The sequence below is a fragment of the Nocardia sp. NPDC052566 genome (assembly GCF_044547285.1).
Lineage (GTDB): Bacteria > Actinomycetota > Actinomycetes > Mycobacteriales > Mycobacteriaceae > Nocardia.
This window is the reverse complement of record NZ_JBIUAF010000006.1, coordinates 45,429-66,559: the sequence shown is the minus strand read 5'-3', so window position 1 is coordinate 66,559 and position 21,131 is coordinate 45,429. Positions and strand designations below refer to the sequence as shown.

Below are 21,131 nucleotides of genomic sequence, written 5' to 3'. Positions count from 1 at the left end.
CATTACCGACGCCTCAGAAAATGACTCGAAAATTATTTCCATTCGGTTAGACCACCCCGTTCGGCGGGCCTAACATTGCGTCCACCAATGAGTCAGAGGAGGTACGCCGGTGGTTGCGGATATCGATGTCCAGCCGGTTTCCGGTGCGCTCGGCGCCGAGGTCAGGGGCGTTGACCTGGCCACATTGACGGACTCCGATTTCGAGCTCGTGCACGCGCTGCTGCTGGAGCACCTGGTTTTGTTCTTTCCCGATCAGGGCGAGCTACCACCCGCGGCGCACGTCGCGTTCGGGCGGCGATTCGGTGAGGTGGAGGTCCATCCGTATCTGCCGAAAGTCGACGGATATCCGGAAGTGGCGCTCATCGAATCCGACAAGGGCGGAAAAGTCGATTGCTGGCATACCGATATGACTTTTCAGCCGACTCCGCCGATCGTTTCCATCCTGCAATTGGTGACGTGCCCGCCGAAGGGCGGCGACACGATGTTCACCAATCAGTATCTGGTCTATGAACGACTTTCCGCGCCGCTACGTGAATTGGTCGACGGGCTCACCGCGGTGCATACGGTGACCGTGCGCGAGACCGGGTTCAGCGCGTCGACGGAACATCCACTCGTCCGCGAACATCCGGAGACCGGTCGCCGCTCGCTGTACGCCAATCGGCTGTTCACCTCGCACATCCCGCAGCTGAGCCGCAACGAGAGCGACGCGCTGCTGCAGCACCTGGTCGAGTTCTCCGAAGGTCCGCAGTTCTCCTGCCGTTTCCGCTGGCGCCAGGGCGCGGTGACGATGTGGGACAACCGGGTGACCCAGCACTACGCGGTGAACGACTACACCGAACGCCGCGTCGGCAGGCGAGTCACTGTGCTCGGAGATCAGCACAAGGGAAATCCGGCCCGCTGGAACCACTTCCAGCCCGCGGACGGCGACCGCTACTGGCCCGCGCGGGTCAACGCGTCCGCCGGGTACTGAGCGGATGCGCTAACGCACGCCGAAGACGAGCGGGAATTCCGGTCTGCCGCCGAGCAGTACGGCACCGGCCGATTGGATCATCTGGTCATGGGCGATGAGATGCGTTGTCATGGTGCTCATATCGCGCAGCCAGATGTCGAGCGGGCTCGGCTTGTAGACCGAATCGGTGCCGACCAGCTCGCAGAGGCGGGCGACGATCCTGCGGCACGCGCGGTACACATGCGGTCTGGCGAGGCCGGTCTGGATGCGCAGGTCCGGCGGCAGCTCCTCGAATCGATGGCCGTCGAGTGCGTCCCACAGCACGCGCAATGTCTCGACGGCGGCGGCGCGGGCGACAACGTACTCCATCTCGCATTCGCCCAGAATGTATTGCGCCCGATAGTTGTCCGCCCACTTCTCGCCCGTGGCCGGTACCACCTTGTCCGTGGCGAGATCGCGGACATGGTCCAGCGCCGCGCGGGCCGCACCGAGCGGAACGCCGGGCATGATCCTCGCCAGTGTGTCCGGTTCGGTCATTTTCCCCGCGCCGCTTCTGGGTTCGAAGAAGTCGAACGAGTGGTGCTCGGGCACGAACAGCGCGTCGACCCGGTAGTCGTTGCTGCCGCTGCCGCGCATACCGGTGCTGTCCCAGGTGTCGATGACCTCGACCTGGTCACGCCGCATGTAGAACATCCTGGCGACCGGCGCACCGTCGGCGGTGGTGGCGAGTTCGCCGCCGTCGAACACCATCGCGCCCGCGACGACGAGATCGGCGTGGGTGATCGCGCTGCCGAGCTTCCAGCGGCCGGACAGCCGATAGCCGCCGGTGACGCGCTCGGCGCGGCCCATCGGCGCGATCAGTCCCGCGGTGATCAGGTCCCGGGTCGGCATCAGCTCCGCGACCGCGTGTGCGTCGAGGAATCCGGCATAGATGCCGGTGGCCGCGCCGATCATCGCGCACCACCCGGTGGCGGTGTCACCGTACGACAGCGCCTCGATCACCTCCATCTGCTGCGGTGAGGTCAAGCCCGGCCCGCCGAGCTCGGCGGGAAAACACATGCCGTAGACACCGATCGAGCGCAGCCGCTCGACGATATCGGCGGGCAGCTGCCGCGCCGCATCGATCTCCTGACGGCGCGCGGCCAACTCGGCCGCCAAGCCCCTGGCGTGTGCCAGCAATGTGGCATGTGCGGTATTTCCCGTCGATACTGCGTTCACCGTCGTACCCCCAACTCTGTGGTCGTCCCGATGGGCACGGAACACCCCTCTCCATTCCCTCCGAGTGTCCATACCAGTATCAATTCCGCCCAGGATCGTTTCGGTGAGCGAACCGCATGCCCGCACCGCCGCGGATCGGTGTCCCGCCCGCCGGTCGACAAGCCATCGGCCATCAATTACATTGGCCCACGGATTATTTGGGGGGTTTGTGCGGCGCGCATCCGTTACAGCGATATCGATTTCGGCCGCGATTACGCTGCTGGCCGGCCACGCGGCGGCCGAGAGCGGTACCTACGACGACGAATTCCAGACGCCGCGGCCACGGATCGCCGAACTCCCCCTCGACGCGCCTGCTATTCCCTCCGCCATCGCCGGACAGTCGCTGGACTGGAAACCGTGCGCCGGCACCGGACTCGGGGCCGCTGTGCGTGGAAATCCCTATGCCGCAGTGCTTTCCCCGATGCTCAGCGAGCTCGATTGCGCGACGGTGCGCACGCCACTCGATTGGTCGCGACCCGAGACGAGCCCCGAGGCGACCTTCGAGATCTCGCGACTACGCTCCCGCAACCCGAACGCACGCCAATTACTCACCAGCCCAGGCGGACTCGGCGCAGGCATGCTGCTGAATCCGATCCAGTGGGCGGGCGCCTTCCCACAGCTGCGCGACACCTACGACCTGATCGGCTTCGATCCGCGCGGCACCGGTCTCTCGAGCACCAACCAGGACTGCGACGCCGATCTGTCCGGCGATCCGAACCTGCTCGCCACCGGCCGCAACGACCGCACGGATGTCCTCGACTTCGCCGCCGATTCGGTGCGCCGCCAACTGGGGCGGGCCAGGGACTGGGTCCGGTCGTGCCTCGAACGCGGCGCGCGCACGGCGACCGGCGAGCCCACCGCGGGCAGCGTCAACTACTGGCAGACCGTGCGCGACCTGGACCTGGCGCGTACCCTGCTCGGCGCACCGTCCTGGAGCTTTCTCGGCCGTTCCCAGGGCACACTGCTCGGGCTCGAGCTCGCGCGCACCTTCCCCGATCGACTCGACCGGCTGGTACTCGACTCGGCGGTCGGGCCGACACTGTCGCAGGCGCAGATCTATACCGAACGCATCCTGCGGCAGCAGCGGGCACTGGAGAATTCCTTCGCACCGTGGCTGGCCAAGCGGGGCAGCGGATTCGGCGATACCACCGAGGCCGTGCTCTCGGCTCTGACCACGCTGCGCGCCGATCTGACCACCCACCCGATTCCGCTCCCGTTCGACCGGACCTTCAGCGGCAACGACCTCAACATGCTCTTCCTCGGCATCGACAACGGGCCGTATGAAGGGCTGGAACGCAAACTGACCATCCTGCGTGCCGCCGTCGAGAAACCCGCCATCGCGACACAGCTCAACGCCGCCATGGCATTTCGGGTATCGCCCATGGTCGAACTGATCGGCCAGGACATCTCCCTCGCCGGTTCACGGGTCGGCTGGTGGACCGCACGCAGCTGCAACAGTACCGGCTGGAGCCATGACCTCGACGAGATCGTCAGCGCCGCACAAGAACTCGCGAAGCAGGCGCCGCTGACCTATACCGGCATGGGATTCACCGCCGTCTGCGTCTTCTGGCCGGAGGCGCAGACCGGCACCAGCGCGGGCGGTTACGACCGGATCCGTTCCGCATTGCTCCTCGGCAACGAAAAGGACCCGGTCACCACGATTTCCGGCGCCGAGACGGTGCGCACGCTGGTGCGCGACGCCAGGCTGGTCACCGTCGCGGGCAAGCAGGCGCACACCGTGCTCCCGCAGATCATGCCCGGCGGGGTCCCCGGCTCCACACCCGGCACCAGTGGCTGCGCCAACGCCGTCGCCGCGGCGTACCTGCTCGATGGACGACTCCCCGACACCGACACGGTCTGCCAGCCGGGCTGACGAGCCTGCCGATACACCGTGGCCGAATGCCCGGTGCCCGTGCGCGATCACGAACTCAGGCGGTCAGCTGCTGCACGACCGCGGCGACGTCGAGCCAGACGTTCTCCCTGCTGATGCGGCCGTCGCGGACCTCGCAGACGTGCAGAATGCGGTAGTCGATCCGGCGGCCGTCCGCCGGAATGCCGAGGAACATCCCGGTAACCGTTCCGTACCAATGGGATTCGTCGACGAAGAAGTCCTCGCCGTAGTACCGGTGCACGGATTCGAACTTCTCCTCGTGCAGCGCGTCGAACACCGCCTTGTACCGCTCGCCGATCGCGGCGCGGTCGTACAGCACACCGGCCGGATCGCCGACCACATCGTGCTCCACGTCGTCGGTGAGCGTATCGAGGATCGCGGGGACATCGTTGGCCGCCTCCGCGGCGCAGTGCCTGGCGAACAGTTCATCCATCTCATGCGGCTTCATCGGGGACCCTTCCCGTTGGTCTGCGGATCTTTATGAGTACTCGGTTATCATGATGAGCATGGGTACCTCACGTCAAGAGTCGTTTCTCTCAACGGGCCGGCAGAACCAGAAGTTGCGCACCCGCGAGGCACTGCTCGACGCTGCGGTCGCCCTGTCCCGCGACGGCCAATCACCGACGATCGCCCAGGTCGCCGAGGCCGCGAAGGTATCGCTGGCCACCGCCCACCGCTACTTCCCCAACCGCCAGTCCCTCTGGGCCGACGTGGCCACCAGGGAGGCGTCCAGCTCCTACCCGGGATTCCTGGCCGACCTGCCCGACGATCCGGAGGAGCGGATCGACGCCGTCGTCCGCGAGGTCGCCCGATTCCAATTCGCCGACGAGGTCGTCTGGCGCAACGTCCAGCGCGCCTCGATCGACCGCTGGTTCACCCAGCTGGAGCTGCCCGAGGCCGAGCGCGTGCCGGTGCGCGGCAGCGCTCGCCTCGACATGGCCCGCGCCGCGCTCGCCCCCCTACGCGATCGGCTGCCACCCGAGCGCCTGGAACGCCTGATCCAGGCGGTGGTACTGGTCTTCGGCGGCGAAGCGATGGTCGCCACCCGCGATTCCCTCGGCCTCGAACCCGATCAGGCCACGGAGGTAATGAGCTGGGCCGCAAAGGCTCTCATCCGCGCCGCCCTCGCCGAGCACGCGGACGCGGACAACACCTGACCGGCTACTTCCCCAGCACCTCGGCCAACTGCCCCTTCGTCATCTTCGACCGCCCCTTGATATTTCGCTGCTTCGCCTCGTTGTACAGCTGATCCCGCGTCGGCCCCTTGGACCCCTTCCGCCCGGACCGCTGCCCACCCCGGCTCTGTGGCGACTTGTCCTCGACCGAAGACCGGCTGGCCGTCTTCGACTCCCCCGACTGCGCCCGATTCTTGTTCACCGTCCGCGCGGCGATCTCCTTCGCCCGCTCAGGACTGGTCCCCCGATCCTCCTGAGACTCCTCGATGTGCTCATACTGCCGTTCTCGCTTGTTACTCCACACTTTCGGCATGTCACACCTCCTCACCGCCCGCATACCCCGACATCTCACGAGCAATCACCCGCCAGGCGGCATTCGGCGTGATCTCTGCGGCGAGCCGGTACCGATAGGCTGACTCATGGCCGACAATCGAAATCGCCCCGCTACCACCGCGCTCGTACTCGGCGGCGGTGGTCCTGTCGGCATCGCCTGGATGGCGGGCTTGCTCAGCGAGCTGCGCCGCAACGGAATCGACCTGTCCCGAGCGGATTCGATCATCGGCACCTCCGCCGGTTCGGTTGTCGGCGCGGTACTCCGCACCGGCGATATCGACCGGCTCGCCGCCTATGCCGACCCGAGTGTCCCTGTGCCGCAATCGGTGCCCGATCTGTCCAAGATGATGGAGATTCTCGCCGTGGTCGGCGCGGCAGAGCAGGACCCGGCGCGGGCCCGGCGCCGAGTAGGTGAGCTCGCGCTGGCCGCCGAGGTGGGCGATCCCGCTGCCCACATCGCGCGCATGCGCGCGCTGATCGGCGAATCCGACTGGCCCCCGACCAAGAAGCCATCGCCGCCTTCGGCCCAGTCCTCAGCCGCCTATCAACGACAAGTGCTCGGCGCCTGCCGTAGTCCGGTGTTGTGGCAAATCACGGCCAGCGGCCGGGCAATCGTCTGCGCCGCACGCTATCGGGCGGCGTTGCCGGGCGAGAAGAACGGAGTGAATCGATGAGCGCGAAACCTCCGGCGATCGGTTACCTGCGCAGCGATATCTCGTCGGGCCGCCGATGACGCCATTTCGAGCAGATGAATCAGAGAGGCCGGCGTTGGTTTCGGACGTCGTGGGCAGGGTCCGGTAACGGGCCCGCCCACGACGCAACGTATCTCGTTCCGAGGCATCCCGAGGCGCTACCGCCTGCACAGCCGGGATGGCGATCGGAGGTGGTTCAGGCCATGGCTACCGGTTGGACCACGGGGGCTCGCGGCCGGCGTCGATCCACGCCGCCAGCCACTGTTCGGGCGTGAATCCTGCGTCGTCGTCGGTGACGCCAGGCTCGAACCCACACACCCGGCACACTTCATAGGACGGGGATCCATTGGAGGTGTAGGGCGGCGCGGACAGCCCCGCGCTCCCGCAGCTCACGCATCTGAATATTGCGACCACGCCTCTCTTATTCATCGCAGAAAACGATGTCAGTATAGATGGTGTGGATATCCGCGTCGTTCTCGTTGTCGCCAGCTTGGCGGGTTTCGCGATGTTGCTTGTCCCTTTCCACCTGTCGGTCATAATATCTCTGCCCTGCCGTAGGTTTGAACGAGGAGATGATCTTGCCATCCGAGGTTGTGACCACAAAGGTGCCATTGTTGAAGTAGATGCGCCGACCCCCGAAGTCCTGGCGGAGTGTGTAGCCTTCGACAGAGTTGATCACGTTCACTGCCGCGTCAGAATAGCCTTGCATGGTCGACCATGATGCGTTCTCTGAATTGTGCTTTTCGAAGTGAGCCTGGAGGTTGTTTATGCCGCCTGCCCATTGGTCGGCAGCCGCCGGGTCGGGACACTTGAATGAGGGCCCTGGTTGCGACGGCTGGGCGCTAACGATAGGAGCACCCGCGAGTATCAGTGCACAGAAGAAGGCGACGATGGACGCCATAAGGGCTTTCGAGCGCCACGGCCGCGAAGGAGCGGGCGCGACTTCCTCGGGTTGCGGTGCGGTTCGACCGGACGTTGCTGCGATGTCGCTGCAGGAGCGTTGCCGCGCGTTCTGGTTGTGAGATTTTTCGTCAGCTATGTTTGTATCTCTCATTGCGTCAACCACTTTCGCGTTGGATTGATCTAGCGAGAACCCATTCGATTGGACGGGTCAGTGTCGAGTGTGACGAGCCTCAATGAGAGCGCAATGGCGACGGGTGAATAATTTGCACTTTGGCCGCCTCCACCACCTGATGGCCGGGCAGACCGTTATTGAAGGTGCAAATAACAAACGCAGGCGACCGTCACGGCGACACAGTATCGCCGTCGAGCTACGAAAATGCAAGCAACACAACAACACACCGCCCACCGGTAACTTTTCGCGGGCATCCGACGGGATTCGCCAGTGAAGCCACGGCCAGGCGATCGAGCGCAAACACAGCGCACCAAGTTGCGTCGACAATCCCCTCGTGCACATCGATTGCAGTGCCGCGCTGCGGGTAAGGCGCTACTTCATGCACGACCTGAAACTCGTTGCGCGGCACAATGCGCCTGCTGGTCGCTGTGATCCGCGTAGTGCGGATGAGCGCCGTCGTCGAATTCTCGGTCATGGTGCATCTTTCCACGTGATGCACGTCACTGAGCGGTGCTGTCAGGGATTCGGGGGCTATCTCGTTCAGGTAGTACGCGAACCAGATAGGAGCGAATCATGAAGCACCGCATCGTTGTCCTCGGGGCCGGGTACGCCGGGGCCTTCTCCGCCGGGTATCTGGCGCGCCAGCTCCACGCCGATGATTTCGAGATCACCGTGGTCAATGCCGAACCGGATTTCGTCGAGCGGCTGCGCCTGCATCAGCTCGCCGCCGGGCATGAACTTCCGCACCGGCCGCTGGCGGAAGTGTTCGCGGGCACCGGCATTCGACTGCGAGTGGCGCGGGTGACCCACGTCGACGTCGAGCACCGGACTGTCACCGGCGGCAACGGCGCGGGCATCGACCGGCTCGAATACGACACCCTGCTCTACACGCTCGGCAGTACTGTCGCCGACCACGGCGTTCCCGGGGTCGGCGAGCACGCCTTCCACGTCGCCGCGCGGCCGTCCGCGCTGCGCCTGCGCGCACGACTGGACGAGCTCGGCGAGGGCGGGGACGTGCTGGTGGTCGGCGGCAATCTGACCGCGATCGAGGCCGTCACCGAGATCGCCGAAGCCCATCCGGACATTCGGGTCAGCCTCGCCACCAGCGGCGAACTCGGCGGCTGGCTCGGCCCGAAGGCCCGCCGTCACCTGCTGCGCGCCTTCGACCGGTTCGGTATCACGGTCCACGAACACACCGCCATCGAGCGCGTCGAGGCGTCGGAGGCGATAGCCACCGACGGCACCGTTCTCGCCGCCGACGCGACCGTGTGGGCCGCCGGTTTCGCCGTCCATCCGATCGCCGTCGCCAGCGGTCTCGCGGTGGCGCCCACCGGCCAGATCACGGTCGACCGTCAGATGCGGTCGGTCTCGCACCCGGATGTCTATGTTGCCGGTGACAGCGTCTTCGTCATCGGCGACAACGGTCGGCCGTTGCCGATGTCCTGTGCTTCCGCGGGATACACCAGTATGCAGGCGACGGCCGCGATCATCGGAGACCGGACCGGGCGCAAGATCAAGGCGACCGCGCTGTCATATGTCGGCAACCACATCAGCCTCGGCCGCAAGGACGGGATCTTCCAGCTGGTCGACGATGACGCGCGCTCGAAATCCGGCGCATTGCGCGGCCGGTCGGCGGCGCGAGTCAAGGCGGCGATCGTGGCGGCCAGCGTATGGAGCACAAACCACCCGACCCTCGGAAAGCCGACTCACGCATACCGTTCGGCCGGAACCCGAGAGCACTCGCCCGACCTGGCTGCCGCATAGTCGTGCTCATGGACACCGCCACCGTGGCACGCTTCGAGGCCAGCAGGCATCGGCTGGCCTCGCTCGCCTACCGTCTGCTCGGTTCGGCCGCCGATGCCGAGGACACGGTGCAGGACGCGTTCCTGCGGTGGCAGGCCGCCGACCGCGAGTTCGTCGAGGTGCCGGAGGCGTGGCTGACGAAGATCGTCACCAACCTGGCGATCGATCGGCTCCGTTCGGCGAAGGTGCGGCGCGAACGCGCGGTCGGGGCATGGATGCCCGAACCGCTGCTCGACGGCGATCCGATGCTCGGCCCGGCCGAAACCGCCGAGCAGCGCGAATCGGTGACCATGGCGGTGCTGACCCTCATGGAGCGGCTCTCGCCGGTCGAACGTGCCGCTTACGTTCTGCGCGAGGCCTTTTCGTACGGCCACGCCGAGATAGCCGAGATACTCGGCATCTCCGAATCCGCGAGCCAGCAGCACATCCACCGCGCCAGGCGCCGAATCACCGCCACGGGCAACAGCACCGGCATCGACCGCGCCTGCGCGCATCGCATCGTCGAGGCGTTCGTCGCTGCCGCCGCCTCGGGCCGGACCGAACGGCTGGTCGCGCTGCTGACCGACGACGCGACCGGCATCTCCGACGGTGCCGGGCTCGGGCTGTCCGGGAAGCCGCTCCGGTTCTCGACTCCGGAACGGATTGCCACCGCGTTCCGCGCCCGCTTCAAACCCTCTCCGGCCAAACGAAAATTGGCCGGTGGCCCGATCTCGGTCCATGCCGCCGTGATCAACGGCTGTCCGGCCATGCTCGCCACGCTCGACGACCGGGTCGTCGGGGTCGTGATAATGGACATCCGCGACGACAAGATCGCAGGCGTGCGCGGTATCGCCACGCCGGGCCGGCTCGATCGCCTCACCGCGCAATGGCAGCGCCAGGAACACGACGCCCCGCTCATCGAATCCTGGTGACCTAGCTGGTCGCCTTGCTCGACTGGAGCCAGCCGAAGGTCAGTTCCACTGCGCGACGCCAGTTTTCGTATTCGGTTTTGCGATGGACGGGGTCCATGTTCGGGGTCCACTGGGCGGCCAGCCGCCAGTTGTTGCGCAGGCCTTCCAGATCGGGCCAGTAGCCGACCGCCAGTCCTGCGGCGTAGGCGGCGCCGAGGGAGACGGTTTCGGAGACGAACGGGCGCATGACGGGGATGTCGAGGACATCGGAGACGATCTGCATGAGGAGGTTGTCGGAGGTCATACCGCCGTCCACGCGCAGGGTTCGGGCTTGCAGGCCGGAGTCGGCGTTCATGGCGTCGACCACGTCGCGGGTCTGCCATGCGGTGGCCTCGAGGACCGCACGGGCCAGGTGCCCTTTGGTGATGTAGGAGGTCAGGCCGATGATGAGACCGCGTGCGTCGCTGCGCCAGTGGGGCGCGTACAGGCCGGAGAAGGCAGGGACGATATAGCAGCCGCCATTGTCTTCGACTGTGCGGGCGAGGGTTTCGATCTCCGGGGCGCTGGCGACCAGGCCGATGTTGTCGCGGACCCATTGCACCAGTGAGCCGGTGACCGCGATGGGACCTTCCAGCGCGTACACCGGTTCCGGGCCGATCTGGTAGCCGATGGTGGTGAGCAGGCCGTGCTCGGACTGCACCAGCTCGCTGCCGGTGTTCATCATGAGGAAACCGCCGGTCCCGTAGGTGCATTTGGTTTCCCCACGGGCGAAACAGGTTTGGCCGAACAGCGCGGCGTGCTGATCGCCGAGCGCGGCGGCGATCGGAATGCCGGGCGCGACAACGCGGGTCGTCCCGTAGGGCGCGGTAGAGGGCTGGATACGCGGCAGCATCGCCGCGGGAATGCCGAAGAAGCTGAGCAATTCGGCGTCCCAGGCTAGGGTTTCGATGTTCATCAGCAGGGTCCGGCTGGCGTTGGTGACATCGGTGAGATGCAGTCCACCGTCCGGCCCGCCGGTGAGCTGCCAGATCAGCCAGGTCTCCATGGTGCCGAACAGCACATCGCCGCGTTCGGCCCGATCGCGCAGTCCCGCAACGGAATCCAGCAGCCAGCGTAGTCGCGGCGCGGCGAAGTAGGTGCCGAGCGGCAGCCCGCACAGCTCGCGGATCCGTTCCGCGCCCGGCCTGTCGTGCATATCGCGCACCAGTTCCTCGGTGCGCACGTCCTGCCAGACGATGGCCCGCCGGATCGGCAGCCCGGTGTGGCGGTCCCACACCACCGTGGTCTCCCGCTGATTCGCGATGCCGAGCGCGACCACCTGATCGACGGTGATGCCGGAGTCACGCAGCGCCTGCGGCACGATCCGCTCGACATTGCGCCAGATCTCCATCGCGTCCTGCTCGACCCAGCCCGGCCGCGGATAGTGCTGGTGATGCTCGCGCTGGGCGACACCGACCAGCCGCGCGCGCTGATCGAACAGGATGCACCTGGTCGAGGTGGTGCCCTGGTCGATCGCCAGCACATAACGTTGACTCATCCTCGGCCGCTTCCTGTGTGATGGCGAATGTCAGTGTCCGGCACCGAGATCCCGGGATACCGCGCGTGCGGCGTCGCGTACCTGACCGACCAGTGCCTGCCGGTGCCGCAACTGCGGGTCACAGAGCCGGTCGACCGGCCCGCTGATGCCGATGGCGCCGACCACGAGTCCGCCGTGCGACCGGATCGGCGCCGCGATACCCGCCTCGTTGGGCCGGAATTCGCCTGTCTCCCCGGCCCATTCAGCCTGCCGGACACCGGTGAGAGCCCTTGCGAGCGCGACCCGATCGACGATGGTGCGGTGCGTGAGCGCGGCGAGTTCGCCGGCGCGCACCGCGGTGGCCAGGTCGGAGTCGTAGGCGAGCAGCACCTTGCCGAGCGCGGTGGCGTGCGCGGGCAGCACCTCGCCGACCGCGAGCGCCTGTTCGGTGTTGTCCGGCCGGAAGACGTGGTGGACCACCACCACCTGCCCGTCCACCGGCGCGGCGATCCGCACCGCCTCACCACTGCGGGCAGCCAGTGCGTCGGCCCAGTTGATCGCCCGCGAGCGCAGTTCGTTCGCGTCCAATTGGCTGGCGCCCAGATGCAGCATCGCCGCACCGAGCTGATATTTCCCGGTGGCCGGATCCTGTTCGACGAAGCCGACACCGAGCAGGGTGCGCAGGATGCCGTGCGCGGTCGGTTTGGCGAGCCCGAGCGCGCCCGCGATCTCGCCGACGCTGAGCCGGCCGGACCCACGGGCCAGCAGCCGCAGGATGGCCGCAGCGCGTTCGATCGATTGGATCGGACCAGGCACGACGGAGAACATAGCCGACGCGCGGCCCGACACGCCGAACCGCCGCTGTGACCTGCCGCATACCCGCCTCCTGGGTGCGCGACATTAGTGGCATCGATCTTGTGCAGCCAGCCGCACCGTTCGACATTGTCGAACGCGAGGTATGTCGGGTTATCCACCTCGTACGTAACGTCTCGCGCAGAGGCGCCGCGGCCGCGGACGCCACATCAAACGGAGGCTCAACGGTGAACTTCGGTGCGATCTTCGCGAGCGAGGCACTCGGCACGGGAATGCTGATCCTGCTCGGCGCAGGCGTGGTCGCGAATGTGCTACTGACCAAATCCAAAGGTTTCGACGGCGGCTGGCTGCTGATCAATATCGGCTGGGGTTTCGGCGTGATGGCCGGTGTGTACCTGGCCTATAAGACGGGCGGACACCTCAACCCGGCGGTGACCCTCGGCATCCTGTCCAGCGGTGCCGACGAGTACGCCCCCGGTATCGACATCACCGCGGCCAACACGATCGCCTATGTCGGCGGTCAGCTGTTCGGCGCGTTCGCCGGCGCCAACATCGCCTACCTGGCCTACAAGCAGCACTTCGACGCGGAGACCGACGAGGACAAGAAGCTGGCGGTCTTCTCCACCGGTCCCGCGATCCGCTCTTACGGCTGGAACTTCGCCACCGAGGTGATCGGCACCTTCGCACTGGTACTGACGATCCTGGCGTTCGGCCACACCCCGAGCGGCCTCGGCCCGCTCGCCGCCGCGCTGCTCGTCGTCGGCATCGGCGCCTCGCTCGGCGGCCCGACCGGCTACGCCATCAACCCGGCCCGCGACCTGGGCCCACGCATCGCGCACGCACTGCTGCCGATGACCAAGTCCGCGAACGTCGCGGACCGCGAGCCGGTCGCCGCGGGTGTCGGCGCGCACGCGCTGCCCGAGCGGCCCGCCGCCAAGCGCAAGAACTCCGACTGGTCCTACGCCTGGGTGCCCGTGCTCGGCCCGCTCGCCGGTGGCGTGCTCGCGGGCCTGGTCGCCCAACTGGCGTTCTGAATCTTCTTCTCTCAGTAACAGGTTTCTTCGAAAGGACCACAACGATGAGTCGGTACGTCGGCGCCATCGACCAGGGCACCACGAGCACTCGCTTCATGGTGTTCGACCACGGCGGTAACGAAATCGCCCGCCACCAGCTCGAACACGAGCAGATCCTGCCGAAGGCCGGCTGGGTGGAACACAATCCGACCGAGATCTGGGAGCGCACCCGCGCGGTCATCCAGTCCACGCTCACCAAAGCCGATCTCGTCGCGAGCGATCTGGCCGCGGTCGGCGTGACCAACCAGCGCGAGACCACCGTGGTGTGGAACCGCAAGACCGGGCGTCCGTACTGCAACGCCATCGTCTGGCAGGACACCCGCACCGACAAGATCGCCGCCGATCTGGAGCGCGCGGGCCACGGCGAGACCATCCGCCGCAAGGCCGGATTGCCGCCTGCCACTTACTTTTCCGGCGGCAAGCTGCGCTGGATCCTGGACAACGTGCCCGGCGTCGCGGCCGACGCGGAGACCGGTGACGCGATCTTCGGCACCACCGACACCTGGCTGCTGTGGAACCTGACCGGCGGCATCGACGGCGGCGTGCACGTCACCGATCCGACCAACGCCAGCCGCACCATGCTGATGGACCTGGAGACCTGCGACTGGGACGACGAACTGCTGTCCCTGTTCGGGATTCCGCGCGCCATGCTGCCTGCCATCGCGCCGTCGTCGAATCCGGAACTGTTCGGCAAGACCCGCGCCGACGGCCCGTTCGGCGGCGAGGTCCCGCTGGCCGGTGTGCTCGGCGATCAGCAGGCCGCCACCGTCGGCCAGGTGTGTTTCCGGCCGGGCGAGGCGAAGAACACCTACGGCACCGGAAACTTCCTGCTGCTCAACACCGGAACCGAAATCGTGCGCTCGCAGCACGGCCTGCTGACCACGGTCGCCTACCAGTTCGGCGACCAGAAGCCGGTGTACGCGCTGGAGGGTTCGATCGCGGTGACCGGCTCGGCCGTGCAGTGGCTGCGCGACCAGCTCGGCATCATTTCCGGTGCGGCACAGAGCGAATCGCTGGCCAGGCAGGCCGAGGACAACGGCGGCGTCTACTTCGTGCCCGCGTTCTCCGGCCTGTTCGCGCCGTACTGGCGCTCGGACGCGCGCGGCGTCATCGTCGGCCTGTCGCGCTACAGCACCAACGCGCACCTGGCCCGCGCGACGCTGGAATCCATCTGCTACCAGACCCGCGACGTGGTCGAGGCGATGCAGGCCGATTCCGGCGTCACCCTGGACACGCTGCGCGTGGACGGCGGCGTCACCGCCAACGAGCTGTGCATGCAGCTGCAGGCCGACTTCCTCGGTGTTCCGGTGTCGCGTCCGGTGGTCGCGGAGACCACCGCGCTCGGCGCCGCCTACGCCGCCGGCCTCGCGGTCGGATTCTGGAGCAGCACCGACGAACTCGAACAGAACTGGCAGGAAGCCAAGCGCTGGCATCCGACCTGGACCGAGGAGCAGCGCGCGAAGGGCTATGCCCGCTGGCAGAAGGCCGTCTCGCGCACCCTGGACTGGATCGACGTCGACGACTGAAAGTTGTTCGCCAACTGAATATTTCGATTGACTTACGTTGAAACAAGGAGAAGACCGTGTCTGCGAGATTGGACCCCAACTACCGCGCCAACGCGGTGAAGTCGCTCGGCGACAATGAAATCGACGTCCTCGTCATCGGTGGCGGCGTGGTCGGTGCGGGCGCCGCACTAGATGCCGCCTCCCGCGGCCTGTCCGTGACGATGGTCGAGGCGCGGGATTTCGCCGCGGGGACCTCCAGCCGCTCCAGCAAGCTGATCCACGGTGGCCTGCGCTACCTGGAGCAGCTCGACTTCTGGCTGGTGCGTGAGGCTTTGAAGGAACGGAGCCTGCTGCTGCGCAAGCTGGCCCCGCATCTCGTGCGCCCGGTCTCCTTCTTGCTTCCACTGCAGCACCGGGTGTGGGAACGCGCCTACATCGGCGCGGGCGTCGCGCTGTACGACACCATGGGCGGCGCACGCGCTCTGCCCATGCACCGGCACCTGTCCCGCACGCGCGCACTGGATTTGGCGCCCGCGCTGCGTGACGACGCGCTCACCGGCGCGATCCGCTACTTCGACGCGCAGGTCGACGACGCGCGCCACACCATGATGATCGCCCGCACCGCCGCGCAGCACGGCGCCACCGTGCTCACCCGCACCAAGGTGACCGGCCTGCTGCGCGACGGCGAGCGCGTGATCGGCGCGCACGTCACCGATCTCGAAACCGGCGTCGAGCACACCGTGCGCGCCCGCAGCGTGATCAGCGCGACCGGCGTGTGGACCGACGAGATGAACAAGATGACGGGCGTCGAATTCCCGTTCCACGTGCGCACTTCCAAGGGTGTGCACATCCTGGTGCCGCGCGAGCGGCTCGACCTGGACACCGGGTTGATCATGCGCACCGAGAAGAGCGTGCTGTTCGTCATTCCGTGGGACCGGCACTGGATCATCGGCACCACCGACACCGACTGGTCGCTGGACAAGGATCACCCGTCGGCGAGCAAGACCGACGTCCGCTACATCCTCGATCACGTCAACGCCGTGCTGCGCGAGCCGCTGACCGAGGACGACATCGTCGGCACCTATGCGGGCCTGCGTCCGCTGCTGTCCGGCGCGTCGAGCGACACCTCCACCCTGTCGCGCGAACACGCTGTCGCGGAACCGGTTCCGGGTCTGTTCGTGATCGCGGGCGGCAAGTACACCACCTACCGGGTGATGGCCGCCGACGTGGTCGACGCCGCGACGAAGGGCCTCGGCCGCGCGGTCGCGCCGTCGGTGACCGAGCACCTGCCGATCCTCGGCGCGGTCGGCTACCAGGAGCTGGAGGCCGATATCGCCAGCGTCGCGCAGCGGAATGGGCTGTCCTACGCCACGGTCGAGCGGCTGCTCGGCCGCTACGGCTCGGCGATCAACGATCTGTTCGAGCTGATCGCCCGCGAGCCCGAACTCGCGACGCCGCTGGCAGGCGCCGACGAGTACCTGGCCGCCGAGATCGTCTACGCGGTAACCCATGAGGGCGCACTGCATCTCGACGATGTGCTGACCAGGCGCACCCGCATCTCCATCGAGGTCGCCGACCGCGGCCTCGCCACGGCGCCCGAGGTGGCCCGCTTGATCGCGGATCATCTGGGCTGGGATGCGGCCGCCACCGACCGCGAGGTCACCCGCTACCAGGACCGCGTCCGCGCGGAACTGGCGGCCAACGAGGCGACCGACGACGCGACCGCCAACGCGGCCCGCCTCGTCGCCGTCGCCTGATCCACCGGCCGCGAGATCGAGCCCCTTCCCCTCCGTAGCGACTGCTCGCAGGTCGCTCGAAACGGTGTGCTCGATCTCGTGGCCGCTCGGCCGTCACGGGATGAGGACGGTCTTGCCCTTTGCGCTGCCCGAGGTCTCGTGTGCCTTCGCGGCATCGGCGAGCGGCAGTTCCCGTGCGACGTGCACGCGCAATGCGCCCGTGTCGGCCAGGGCGGTCAGTTCGGTCAGGTCCGCCGCGGAGGGCGCGACGAAGACCGTCTCGAAGCGAACGCCGTGCTGTTCGGCCTCCTCGGCGGTGATACCGGGATCGTGGCCGACCGTGGTGACCAGCAGGCCGCCCGGCTTCAGCAGCGCCAGTGAGCGTTTCGCGGTTTCGCCGCCGACCAGATCGAGCACCACGTCCACCGGTTCGGTGGCGACCGCGAAATCGACGGTGGTGTAGTCGATCAGCTCGTCCGCGCCCAATTCGTCCAGGAACGCGTGATTTTCGGTGCGCGCGGTGGCGAGCACGTACGCGCCGCGCGCCTTGGCGATCTGCACCGCGAGGTGGCCGACGCCGCCCGCCGCCGCGTGGATCAGCACCCGCTGCCCGGCCGCGACATCGGCGATCCGCGCCAGCGCCTGCCAGGCGGTGAGCCCGGCCAGCGGCAGCGCGCCCGCCTCCGACATGGACAGTGCGGCGGGTTTGCGCACCAGGTCGGCGGCAGCGACGACAGCGTACTCCGCATAGGCGTTGGCCGCCTTCGGAAATGCCGAGAGCCCGAGCACTTCCGCGCCGATCTCGAACCCGGTCACCTCGGGACCGAGTTCCTCGACGACGCCTGCCACATCCCAGCCCAGCGCGAACGGCGGCGCGGTGAACAGCGGGAAGTATCCGTTCCGGACGGCCGAGTCGACCGGGTTGACGCCCGCCGCGTGCACCCGGACCAGCACCTCACCCGCTGCGGGCCGCGGGCGCTCGACCTCGGTGCGGTACAGCACCTCGGGTCCGCCGAATGCGTCCTGCGTGATCGCGTACATCAGATTCTCCCTTTAGTTGCGATGCGGAATAATGCTTACGCATATATGTACTCCTAGTTCTTCCGCGCGTCAACTATCCGCTCGGCAAGCATCGCGGAACAGAGGTTCACCTGCGGTGATGCAATGAGAGGTGCGACTCAGACCCTCACTGAGACTGTGCGGCCAGGTGCGCTTCGTGCTGCGCGACGACCCGCTGCCACAGCTGCTCGCGCTGCGCCGAGGTCAGCCGCGGCGACAGCCCGAAGACACCCTTCAGCGCCGCGAACCACTCGTCGGCGGAGCCGAGAACGGTGGCCGCGCCGCGCTCGCCGTCCAGCCTGATCAGCGTGCGGGCACGCAGTATGTCGGCGCCCGTGGCATCGCGGCGCTGCACCACGCACACCCGCACGAATCCCGAATCGGGTGAGGTGGACAGGTATTCGTGCCGTTCCGCGAAATCCGCCATGACCGCGGGGGCGGGATCGAAGTCCATGCCGAGGAAGCTGCCGCGCTCGTCGTGATCGAAGCGCCAGCCGCCGGACACCACCTCGGAGGGGCGCAGCCGGAAGGTGAACGGCCCCTGCCGGAAAACGCCCTCGCGCAGCGGCAGCGGCGTATGCAGGCCGTCACCGAGACCGGCGTCGACCAGCCACGTCGTCGCCGGCTCATCCGGCAGGCCGGACACCGTGAGCGCCAGGTGGTTTCGGCTGATCTCCGGCGGCACGCTCGCACTGTTCTGCACCCCCGCGCGGTGCCGGGTCACGCGATAACCCAGCGCCAGCAACAGCTCCGAGAACGCGCCGTTGAGGTGATAGCAGTAGCCGCCGCGCCGTTCGCCGACGATCCGGTCGAGCGAATCGAACGGATCAAGCGTGGTCGGCCTGCCGAGCTGAATCTCCAACGCCTCGTACGGCACTCGTTCGACGAAGGCCGCGTGCAGCCGGCACAGCGCGGCGACACTCGGCGGCTCGGCCTCGTTGAGGCCCAGTCGGTTCAGAAAGGCGGGCACGTCGACTTCACGCATGCCTGGACACTACTCAGCAGCACCGACAGTTCACCGAATTCCGAATCCGGTCAACAGGTTTGCGCCAGGATGGCTGCGAGGTGACACCCACCGGACGCCCTTGACAGGCCACCGGAGTGCGCCGAAACTCGAACATAGGTACGAACGCCCAGGTTTGGAGTGTGTCGATCATGACCGAGCCCGTTTTCGCCGTCTATGGAGCCACCGGGCACACCGGTCGATTGGTCGCCGCCGAATTGCGTTCACGCGGCCGCGATCTGATCCTGGCCGGTCGCGACGCCACCCGGCTCGCCGCCATGGCCGACGAATACGGCGCCCGCAGTCATGTTGCCGCGGTGGACGATCCGATCGCGCTGCGCGAGCTCACCGAGCACGCGACCGTGCTGATCCACTGTGCCGGCCCGTTCTCCAAGACCGGGGAACCGGTGGCCGCGGCCGCCGCGGCGGCGGGCTGCCACTACATCGACCACGCGCTCGAACCGCACCACGTCAAGCGGATGTTCGACTTCCAGCCGCTCGCGCAGCGCAGCGGCAGCACCATGGTCCCGTCGATGAGCTTCTACGGCGGCCTCGGCGATCTGCTCACCGCCGCGACGACCGAGGGCATGACCGCCATTGATCGGATCGTCGTCGCCTACGCGGTGGCGGGCTGGCGGCTGACCACCGGCGCACTGAACACCGCGCGGCAACTGTTCGCCGAAACCGAACGGATCTCGTTCACCGGCGGCGCGCTGTCCATCGGTTTCGTCGAACCGCGTAATGCCGTCTTCGCGTTCCCGCCGCCGCTGGGCCCGCGCACGGTGATCGCGCCGGTGCCCTACCCGGAGCCGCTGACCGTGCCGAGGCATACACCGGTCCGCGAGGTGGAGGTGATGCTGACCGCGCGCACCTTCGAAGAGGATCAGGTGTTCACCAGCGAGGATCTCGATCCCGAGAGCAGGGCGAAGACGGATTTCACCATCGCCGTGCAGGCGATCGCCGAACAAGGCAGCCGCTCGGCGCATCTGACCGGCCATGATCTGTGGCGGGCCGGGGCACTCGCCTCGGTCAACGCGGCCGACCGTCTCGCGCTGGGCGACGGCCCGGTGAAATCCGGCGTGTTCAGCCCGGCCGAGGCGTTCGCGGCCAGGCCGTTCCTGCATTTGCTCGAACAACTCGGCGCCTTCACCACCAGCCTCTGAGCAAAACCCACCCACCGAGCAGGCACTTGGGGCAAGATCATTCAGATCAGTTGCGGCCTATCGCGTTTCAGGAGGCACAAATGGTCAGGTTGATGCGCACCCTCACCACGGCGGGTGTTCTCGCTCTGACCGTCGCGGCGTGCGGTAGTCCGCCGTCGGAGTCGGGAAAGTCCGAGGGCGGCGCCAAGGATTTCAAGGCGTGCATGGTGTCGGATTCCGGCGGATTCGACGACAAGTCGTTCAATCAGACCTCCTTCAAAGGGATCACCGACGCCGTTGCCGCGCTCGGTATCTCGAAGGCACAGCTGGAATCGCGCTCGGACAACGACTATCCGACCAATGTCAGCACGATGGTCAGGCAGAAGTGCAATATCGTCGTCACCATCGGCTTCAAACAGGGCGACGTCACCTACGCGCAGGCGAAACAGAATCCGAATACCAATTTCGCGATCGTCGACTACTCCTACACCGATACCGCGAAGTTCCCGCCGCTGCCGAATCTGCAAGGCCTGGTGTTCAACTCCGCCCAGCCGTCCTTCCTGGCCGGGTATCTGGCGGCGGGGATGACCAAGACCGGCAAGGTCGGCACCTTCGGCGGCATCAACATCCCCACCGTGGCGATCTTCATGGACGGCTTCGCCGAGGGCGTCGCCTACTACAACCAGCACAAAGGTAAGCAGGTCCAGCTGCTCGGCTGGGATCAGGCCACCCAGCAGGGCGTGATCACCAACGACTTCCAGGACAAGAACGTCGGCAAGGCCAAGGCCAACGATCTGATCAGCCAGGGCGCCGACATCCTGCTGCCGGTGGCCGGTCCCGCCGGTCTCGGCGCGCTGGAGGCCGCGAAATCCTCGGGCGGCAAGGTCAACGCGATCTGGGTCGATACCGACGGCTGTGTGAGCGCCGCCGAATACTGCTCCTCGCTGCTGTCGAGCGTGGAGAAGTCGATGGACGTCGCGGTGACCAAAGCGGTGACCGACGCCTTCAACAAGAAATTCACCAATACGACCTACGTCGGGACGTTGGCGAACAAGGGCGTGAGCCTGGCCCCTTACCACCAGTTCGATGCCACCATCCCGGCCGAGCTGAAGAGCGAAATCACCGCGCTCACCGCCGATATCGCCAGCGGGAAGATCACCCTCGCTTCCAAGGCACAACCCGTGACCAAGTGATCCGGGCCGGGGAATTCGATGCGGCT

20 protein-coding genes are annotated in these 21,131 nt (G+C 66.9%); 11 read left to right on the top strand and 9 right to left on the bottom strand.

Annotated elements, in window-relative coordinates; all coding sequences use genetic code 11:
- The first annotated feature begins 109 nt into the window (after nt 1-109).
- A complete protein-coding gene (locus ACIG5A_RS30015; RefSeq protein WP_397246097.1) occupies nt 110-970 on the top strand; it encodes a TauD/TfdA dioxygenase family protein in 861 nt (286 codons plus the stop codon).
- Between the two features lie 9 nt (nt 971-979).
- Here the strand turns inward: ACIG5A_RS30015 and ACIG5A_RS30010 are convergent, their stop codons facing one another.
- On the bottom strand, nt 980-2,167 hold the full coding sequence (locus tag ACIG5A_RS30010) for an acyl-CoA dehydrogenase family protein (RefSeq protein WP_397246095.1): 1,188 nt from the start codon (nt 2,165-2,167) through the stop codon (nt 980-982).
- A 208-nt stretch (nt 2,168-2,375) separates the two neighbouring features.
- Here ACIG5A_RS30010 and ACIG5A_RS30005 point away from each other — a divergent pair, with 208 nt between their 5' ends.
- The gene (locus ACIG5A_RS30005; RefSeq protein ID WP_397246093.1) at nt 2,376-4,079 is read left to right on the top strand and encodes an alpha/beta fold hydrolase; all 1,704 of its coding nucleotides are present in this window, start codon (nt 2,376-2,378) and stop codon (nt 4,077-4,079) included.
- Nucleotides 4,080-4,134: 55 nt separating this feature from the next.
- Here the strand turns inward: ACIG5A_RS30005 and ACIG5A_RS30000 are convergent, their stop codons facing one another.
- Nucleotides 4,135-4,545: a nuclear transport factor 2 family protein gene (locus ACIG5A_RS30000; protein WP_397246091.1), complete on the bottom strand. Its 411-nt coding sequence runs from the start codon at nt 4,543-4,545 to the stop codon at nt 4,135-4,137.
- Between the two features lie 58 nt (nt 4,546-4,603).
- On the opposite strand from ACIG5A_RS30000, the gene ACIG5A_RS29995 reads away from it, so the two are divergent.
- Nucleotides 4,604-5,254: a TetR/AcrR family transcriptional regulator gene (locus ACIG5A_RS29995; protein WP_397246089.1), complete on the top strand. Its 651-nt coding sequence runs from the start codon at nt 4,604-4,606 to the stop codon at nt 5,252-5,254.
- Nucleotides 5,255-5,258: 4 nt separating this feature from the next.
- Here the strand turns inward: ACIG5A_RS29995 and ACIG5A_RS29990 are convergent, their stop codons facing one another.
- Nucleotides 5,259-5,585: a plasmid stabilization protein gene (locus ACIG5A_RS29990; RefSeq protein ID WP_397246087.1), complete on the bottom strand. Its 327-nt coding sequence runs from the start codon at nt 5,583-5,585 to the stop codon at nt 5,259-5,261.
- Between the two features lie 106 nt (nt 5,586-5,691).
- Between ACIG5A_RS29990 and ACIG5A_RS29985 the strand changes: the two genes are divergently transcribed.
- Complete coding sequence (locus tag ACIG5A_RS29985) at nt 5,692-6,279, top strand: patatin-like phospholipase family protein (RefSeq protein ID WP_397246085.1); 588 nt, start codon at nt 5,692-5,694, stop codon at nt 6,277-6,279.
- 439 nt (nt 6,280-6,718) lie between these two features.
- Here ACIG5A_RS29985 and ACIG5A_RS29980 read toward each other — a convergent pair whose 3' ends face one another.
- Both ACIG5A_RS29980 and ACIG5A_RS29975 read right to left on the bottom strand, forming a co-directional pair.
- Nucleotides 6,719-7,351, bottom strand: a complete 633-nt coding sequence (locus ACIG5A_RS29980; RefSeq protein ID WP_397246083.1) for a hypothetical protein — start codon at nt 7,349-7,351, stop codon at nt 6,719-6,721.
- Nucleotides 7,352-7,568: 217 nt separating this feature from the next.
- Nucleotides 7,569-7,847 carry a hypothetical protein gene (locus ACIG5A_RS29975; RefSeq protein WP_397246081.1) on the bottom strand — a complete coding sequence of 93 codons (279 nt, stop codon included), beginning with the start codon at nt 7,845-7,847 and terminating at the stop codon, nt 7,569-7,571.
- A gap of 98 nt (nt 7,848-7,945) precedes the next feature.
- Between ACIG5A_RS29975 and ACIG5A_RS29970 the strand changes: the two genes are divergently transcribed.
- Both ACIG5A_RS29970 and ACIG5A_RS29965 read left to right on the top strand, forming a co-directional pair.
- A complete protein-coding gene (locus ACIG5A_RS29970) occupies nt 7,946-9,136 on the top strand; it encodes an NAD(P)/FAD-dependent oxidoreductase (RefSeq protein WP_397246079.1) in 1,191 nt (396 codons plus the stop codon).
- 8 nt (nt 9,137-9,144) lie between these two features.
- Entirely contained in the window at nt 9,145-10,086 is a 942-nt protein-coding gene (locus ACIG5A_RS29965; RefSeq protein WP_397246077.1) for a sigma-70 family RNA polymerase sigma factor, read from the top strand.
- Nucleotide 10,087: 1 nt separating this feature from the next.
- Here the strand turns inward: ACIG5A_RS29965 and glpK (ACIG5A_RS29960) are convergent, their stop codons facing one another.
- Nucleotides 10,088-11,602, bottom strand: coding sequence for a glycerol kinase GlpK (gene glpK, locus ACIG5A_RS29960; RefSeq protein WP_397246075.1), 1,515 nt, complete (start codon nt 11,600-11,602; stop codon nt 10,088-10,090).
- 30 nt (nt 11,603-11,632) lie between these two features.
- The gene (locus ACIG5A_RS29955) at nt 11,633-12,397 is read right to left on the bottom strand and encodes an IclR family transcriptional regulator (protein ID WP_397246073.1); all 765 of its coding nucleotides are present in this window, start codon (nt 12,395-12,397) and stop codon (nt 11,633-11,635) included.
- Nucleotides 12,398-12,621: 224 nt separating this feature from the next.
- Here ACIG5A_RS29955 and ACIG5A_RS29950 point away from each other — a divergent pair, with 224 nt between their 5' ends.
- Genes ACIG5A_RS29950 through glpD form a run of 3 tightly spaced genes read left to right on the top strand, consistent with a single transcriptional unit; the run spans nt 12,622 to nt 16,729 of the window.
- Nucleotides 12,622-13,428, top strand: coding sequence for an MIP/aquaporin family protein (locus ACIG5A_RS29950; protein ID WP_397246071.1), 807 nt, complete (start codon nt 12,622-12,624; stop codon nt 13,426-13,428).
- Between the two features lie 44 nt (nt 13,429-13,472).
- Nucleotides 13,473-14,993: a glycerol kinase GlpK gene (glpK, locus tag ACIG5A_RS29945; protein WP_397246069.1), complete on the top strand. Its 1,521-nt coding sequence runs from the start codon at nt 13,473-13,475 to the stop codon at nt 14,991-14,993.
- 56 nt (nt 14,994-15,049) lie between these two features.
- Nucleotides 15,050-16,729, top strand: a complete 1,680-nt coding sequence (glpD, locus tag ACIG5A_RS29940) for a glycerol-3-phosphate dehydrogenase (RefSeq protein ID WP_397246067.1) — start codon at nt 15,050-15,052, stop codon at nt 16,727-16,729.
- A gap of 93 nt (nt 16,730-16,822) precedes the next feature.
- Here the strand turns inward: glpD and ACIG5A_RS29935 are convergent, their stop codons facing one another.
- Together ACIG5A_RS29935 and ACIG5A_RS29930 are read right to left on the bottom strand one after the other, a co-directional pair.
- Nucleotides 16,823-17,749 (bottom strand): NADP-dependent oxidoreductase, encoded by a 927-nt coding sequence (locus ACIG5A_RS29935; RefSeq protein WP_397246065.1) that lies wholly within the window; start codon nt 17,747-17,749, stop codon nt 16,823-16,825.
- A 145-nt stretch (nt 17,750-17,894) separates the two neighbouring features.
- Entirely contained in the window at nt 17,895-18,752 is an 858-nt protein-coding gene (locus tag ACIG5A_RS29930; RefSeq protein ID WP_397246061.1) for an arylamine N-acetyltransferase, read from the bottom strand.
- A 170-nt stretch (nt 18,753-18,922) separates the two neighbouring features.
- Here ACIG5A_RS29930 and ACIG5A_RS29925 point away from each other — a divergent pair, with 170 nt between their 5' ends.
- Nucleotides 18,923-19,933 carry a saccharopine dehydrogenase NADP-binding domain-containing protein gene (locus ACIG5A_RS29925; protein WP_397246059.1) on the top strand — a complete coding sequence of 337 codons (1,011 nt, stop codon included), beginning with the start codon at nt 18,923-18,925 and terminating at the stop codon, nt 19,931-19,933.
- Between the two features lie 80 nt (nt 19,934-20,013).
- Nucleotides 20,014-21,105 carry a BMP family protein gene (locus tag ACIG5A_RS29920; RefSeq protein ID WP_397246056.1) on the top strand — a complete coding sequence of 364 codons (1,092 nt, stop codon included), beginning with the start codon at nt 20,014-20,016 and terminating at the stop codon, nt 21,103-21,105.
- Nucleotides 21,106-21,131: the final 26 nt, after the last annotated feature.

What these genes read in the sequence shown, in the direction of transcription:
- ACIG5A_RS29925 (WP_397246059.1), top strand. Translation starts at nt 18,923, where the DNA reads ATGACCGAGCCCGTTTTCGCCGTCTATGGAGCCACCGGGCACACCGGT.
- ACIG5A_RS29935 (WP_397246065.1), bottom strand. Translation starts at nt 17,749, where the DNA reads ATGTACGCGATCACGCAGGACGCATTCGGCGGACCCGAGGTGCTGTAC.
- ACIG5A_RS29920 (WP_397246056.1), top strand. Translation starts at nt 20,014, where the DNA reads ATGGTCAGGTTGATGCGCACCCTCACCACGGCGGGTGTTCTCGCTCTG.
- glpK (WP_397246069.1), top strand. Translation starts at nt 13,473, where the DNA reads ATGAGTCGGTACGTCGGCGCCATCGACCAGGGCACCACGAGCACTCGC.
- ACIG5A_RS29995 (WP_397246089.1), top strand. Translation starts at nt 4,604, where the DNA reads ATGGGTACCTCACGTCAAGAGTCGTTTCTCTCAACGGGCCGGCAGAAC.
- ACIG5A_RS29970 (WP_397246079.1), top strand. Translation starts at nt 7,946, where the DNA reads ATGAAGCACCGCATCGTTGTCCTCGGGGCCGGGTACGCCGGGGCCTTC.
- ACIG5A_RS29930 (WP_397246061.1), bottom strand. Translation starts at nt 18,752, where the DNA reads ATGCGTGAAGTCGACGTGCCCGCCTTTCTGAACCGACTGGGCCTCAAC.
- ACIG5A_RS29965 (WP_397246077.1), top strand. Translation starts at nt 9,145, where the DNA reads ATGGACACCGCCACCGTGGCACGCTTCGAGGCCAGCAGGCATCGGCTG.
- ACIG5A_RS29985 (WP_397246085.1), top strand. Translation starts at nt 5,692, where the DNA reads ATGGCCGACAATCGAAATCGCCCCGCTACCACCGCGCTCGTACTCGGC.
- ACIG5A_RS29980 (WP_397246083.1), bottom strand. Translation starts at nt 7,351, where the DNA reads ATGAGAGATACAAACATAGCTGACGAAAAATCTCACAACCAGAACGCG.
- ACIG5A_RS29975 (WP_397246081.1), bottom strand. Translation starts at nt 7,847, where the DNA reads ATGACCGAGAATTCGACGACGGCGCTCATCCGCACTACGCGGATCACA.
- glpK (WP_397246075.1), bottom strand. Translation starts at nt 11,602, where the DNA reads ATGAGTCAACGTTATGTGCTGGCGATCGACCAGGGCACCACCTCGACC.
- ACIG5A_RS29990 (WP_397246087.1), bottom strand. Translation starts at nt 5,585, where the DNA reads ATGCCGAAAGTGTGGAGTAACAAGCGAGAACGGCAGTATGAGCACATC.
- ACIG5A_RS30000 (WP_397246091.1), bottom strand. Translation starts at nt 4,545, where the DNA reads ATGAAGCCGCATGAGATGGATGAACTGTTCGCCAGGCACTGCGCCGCG.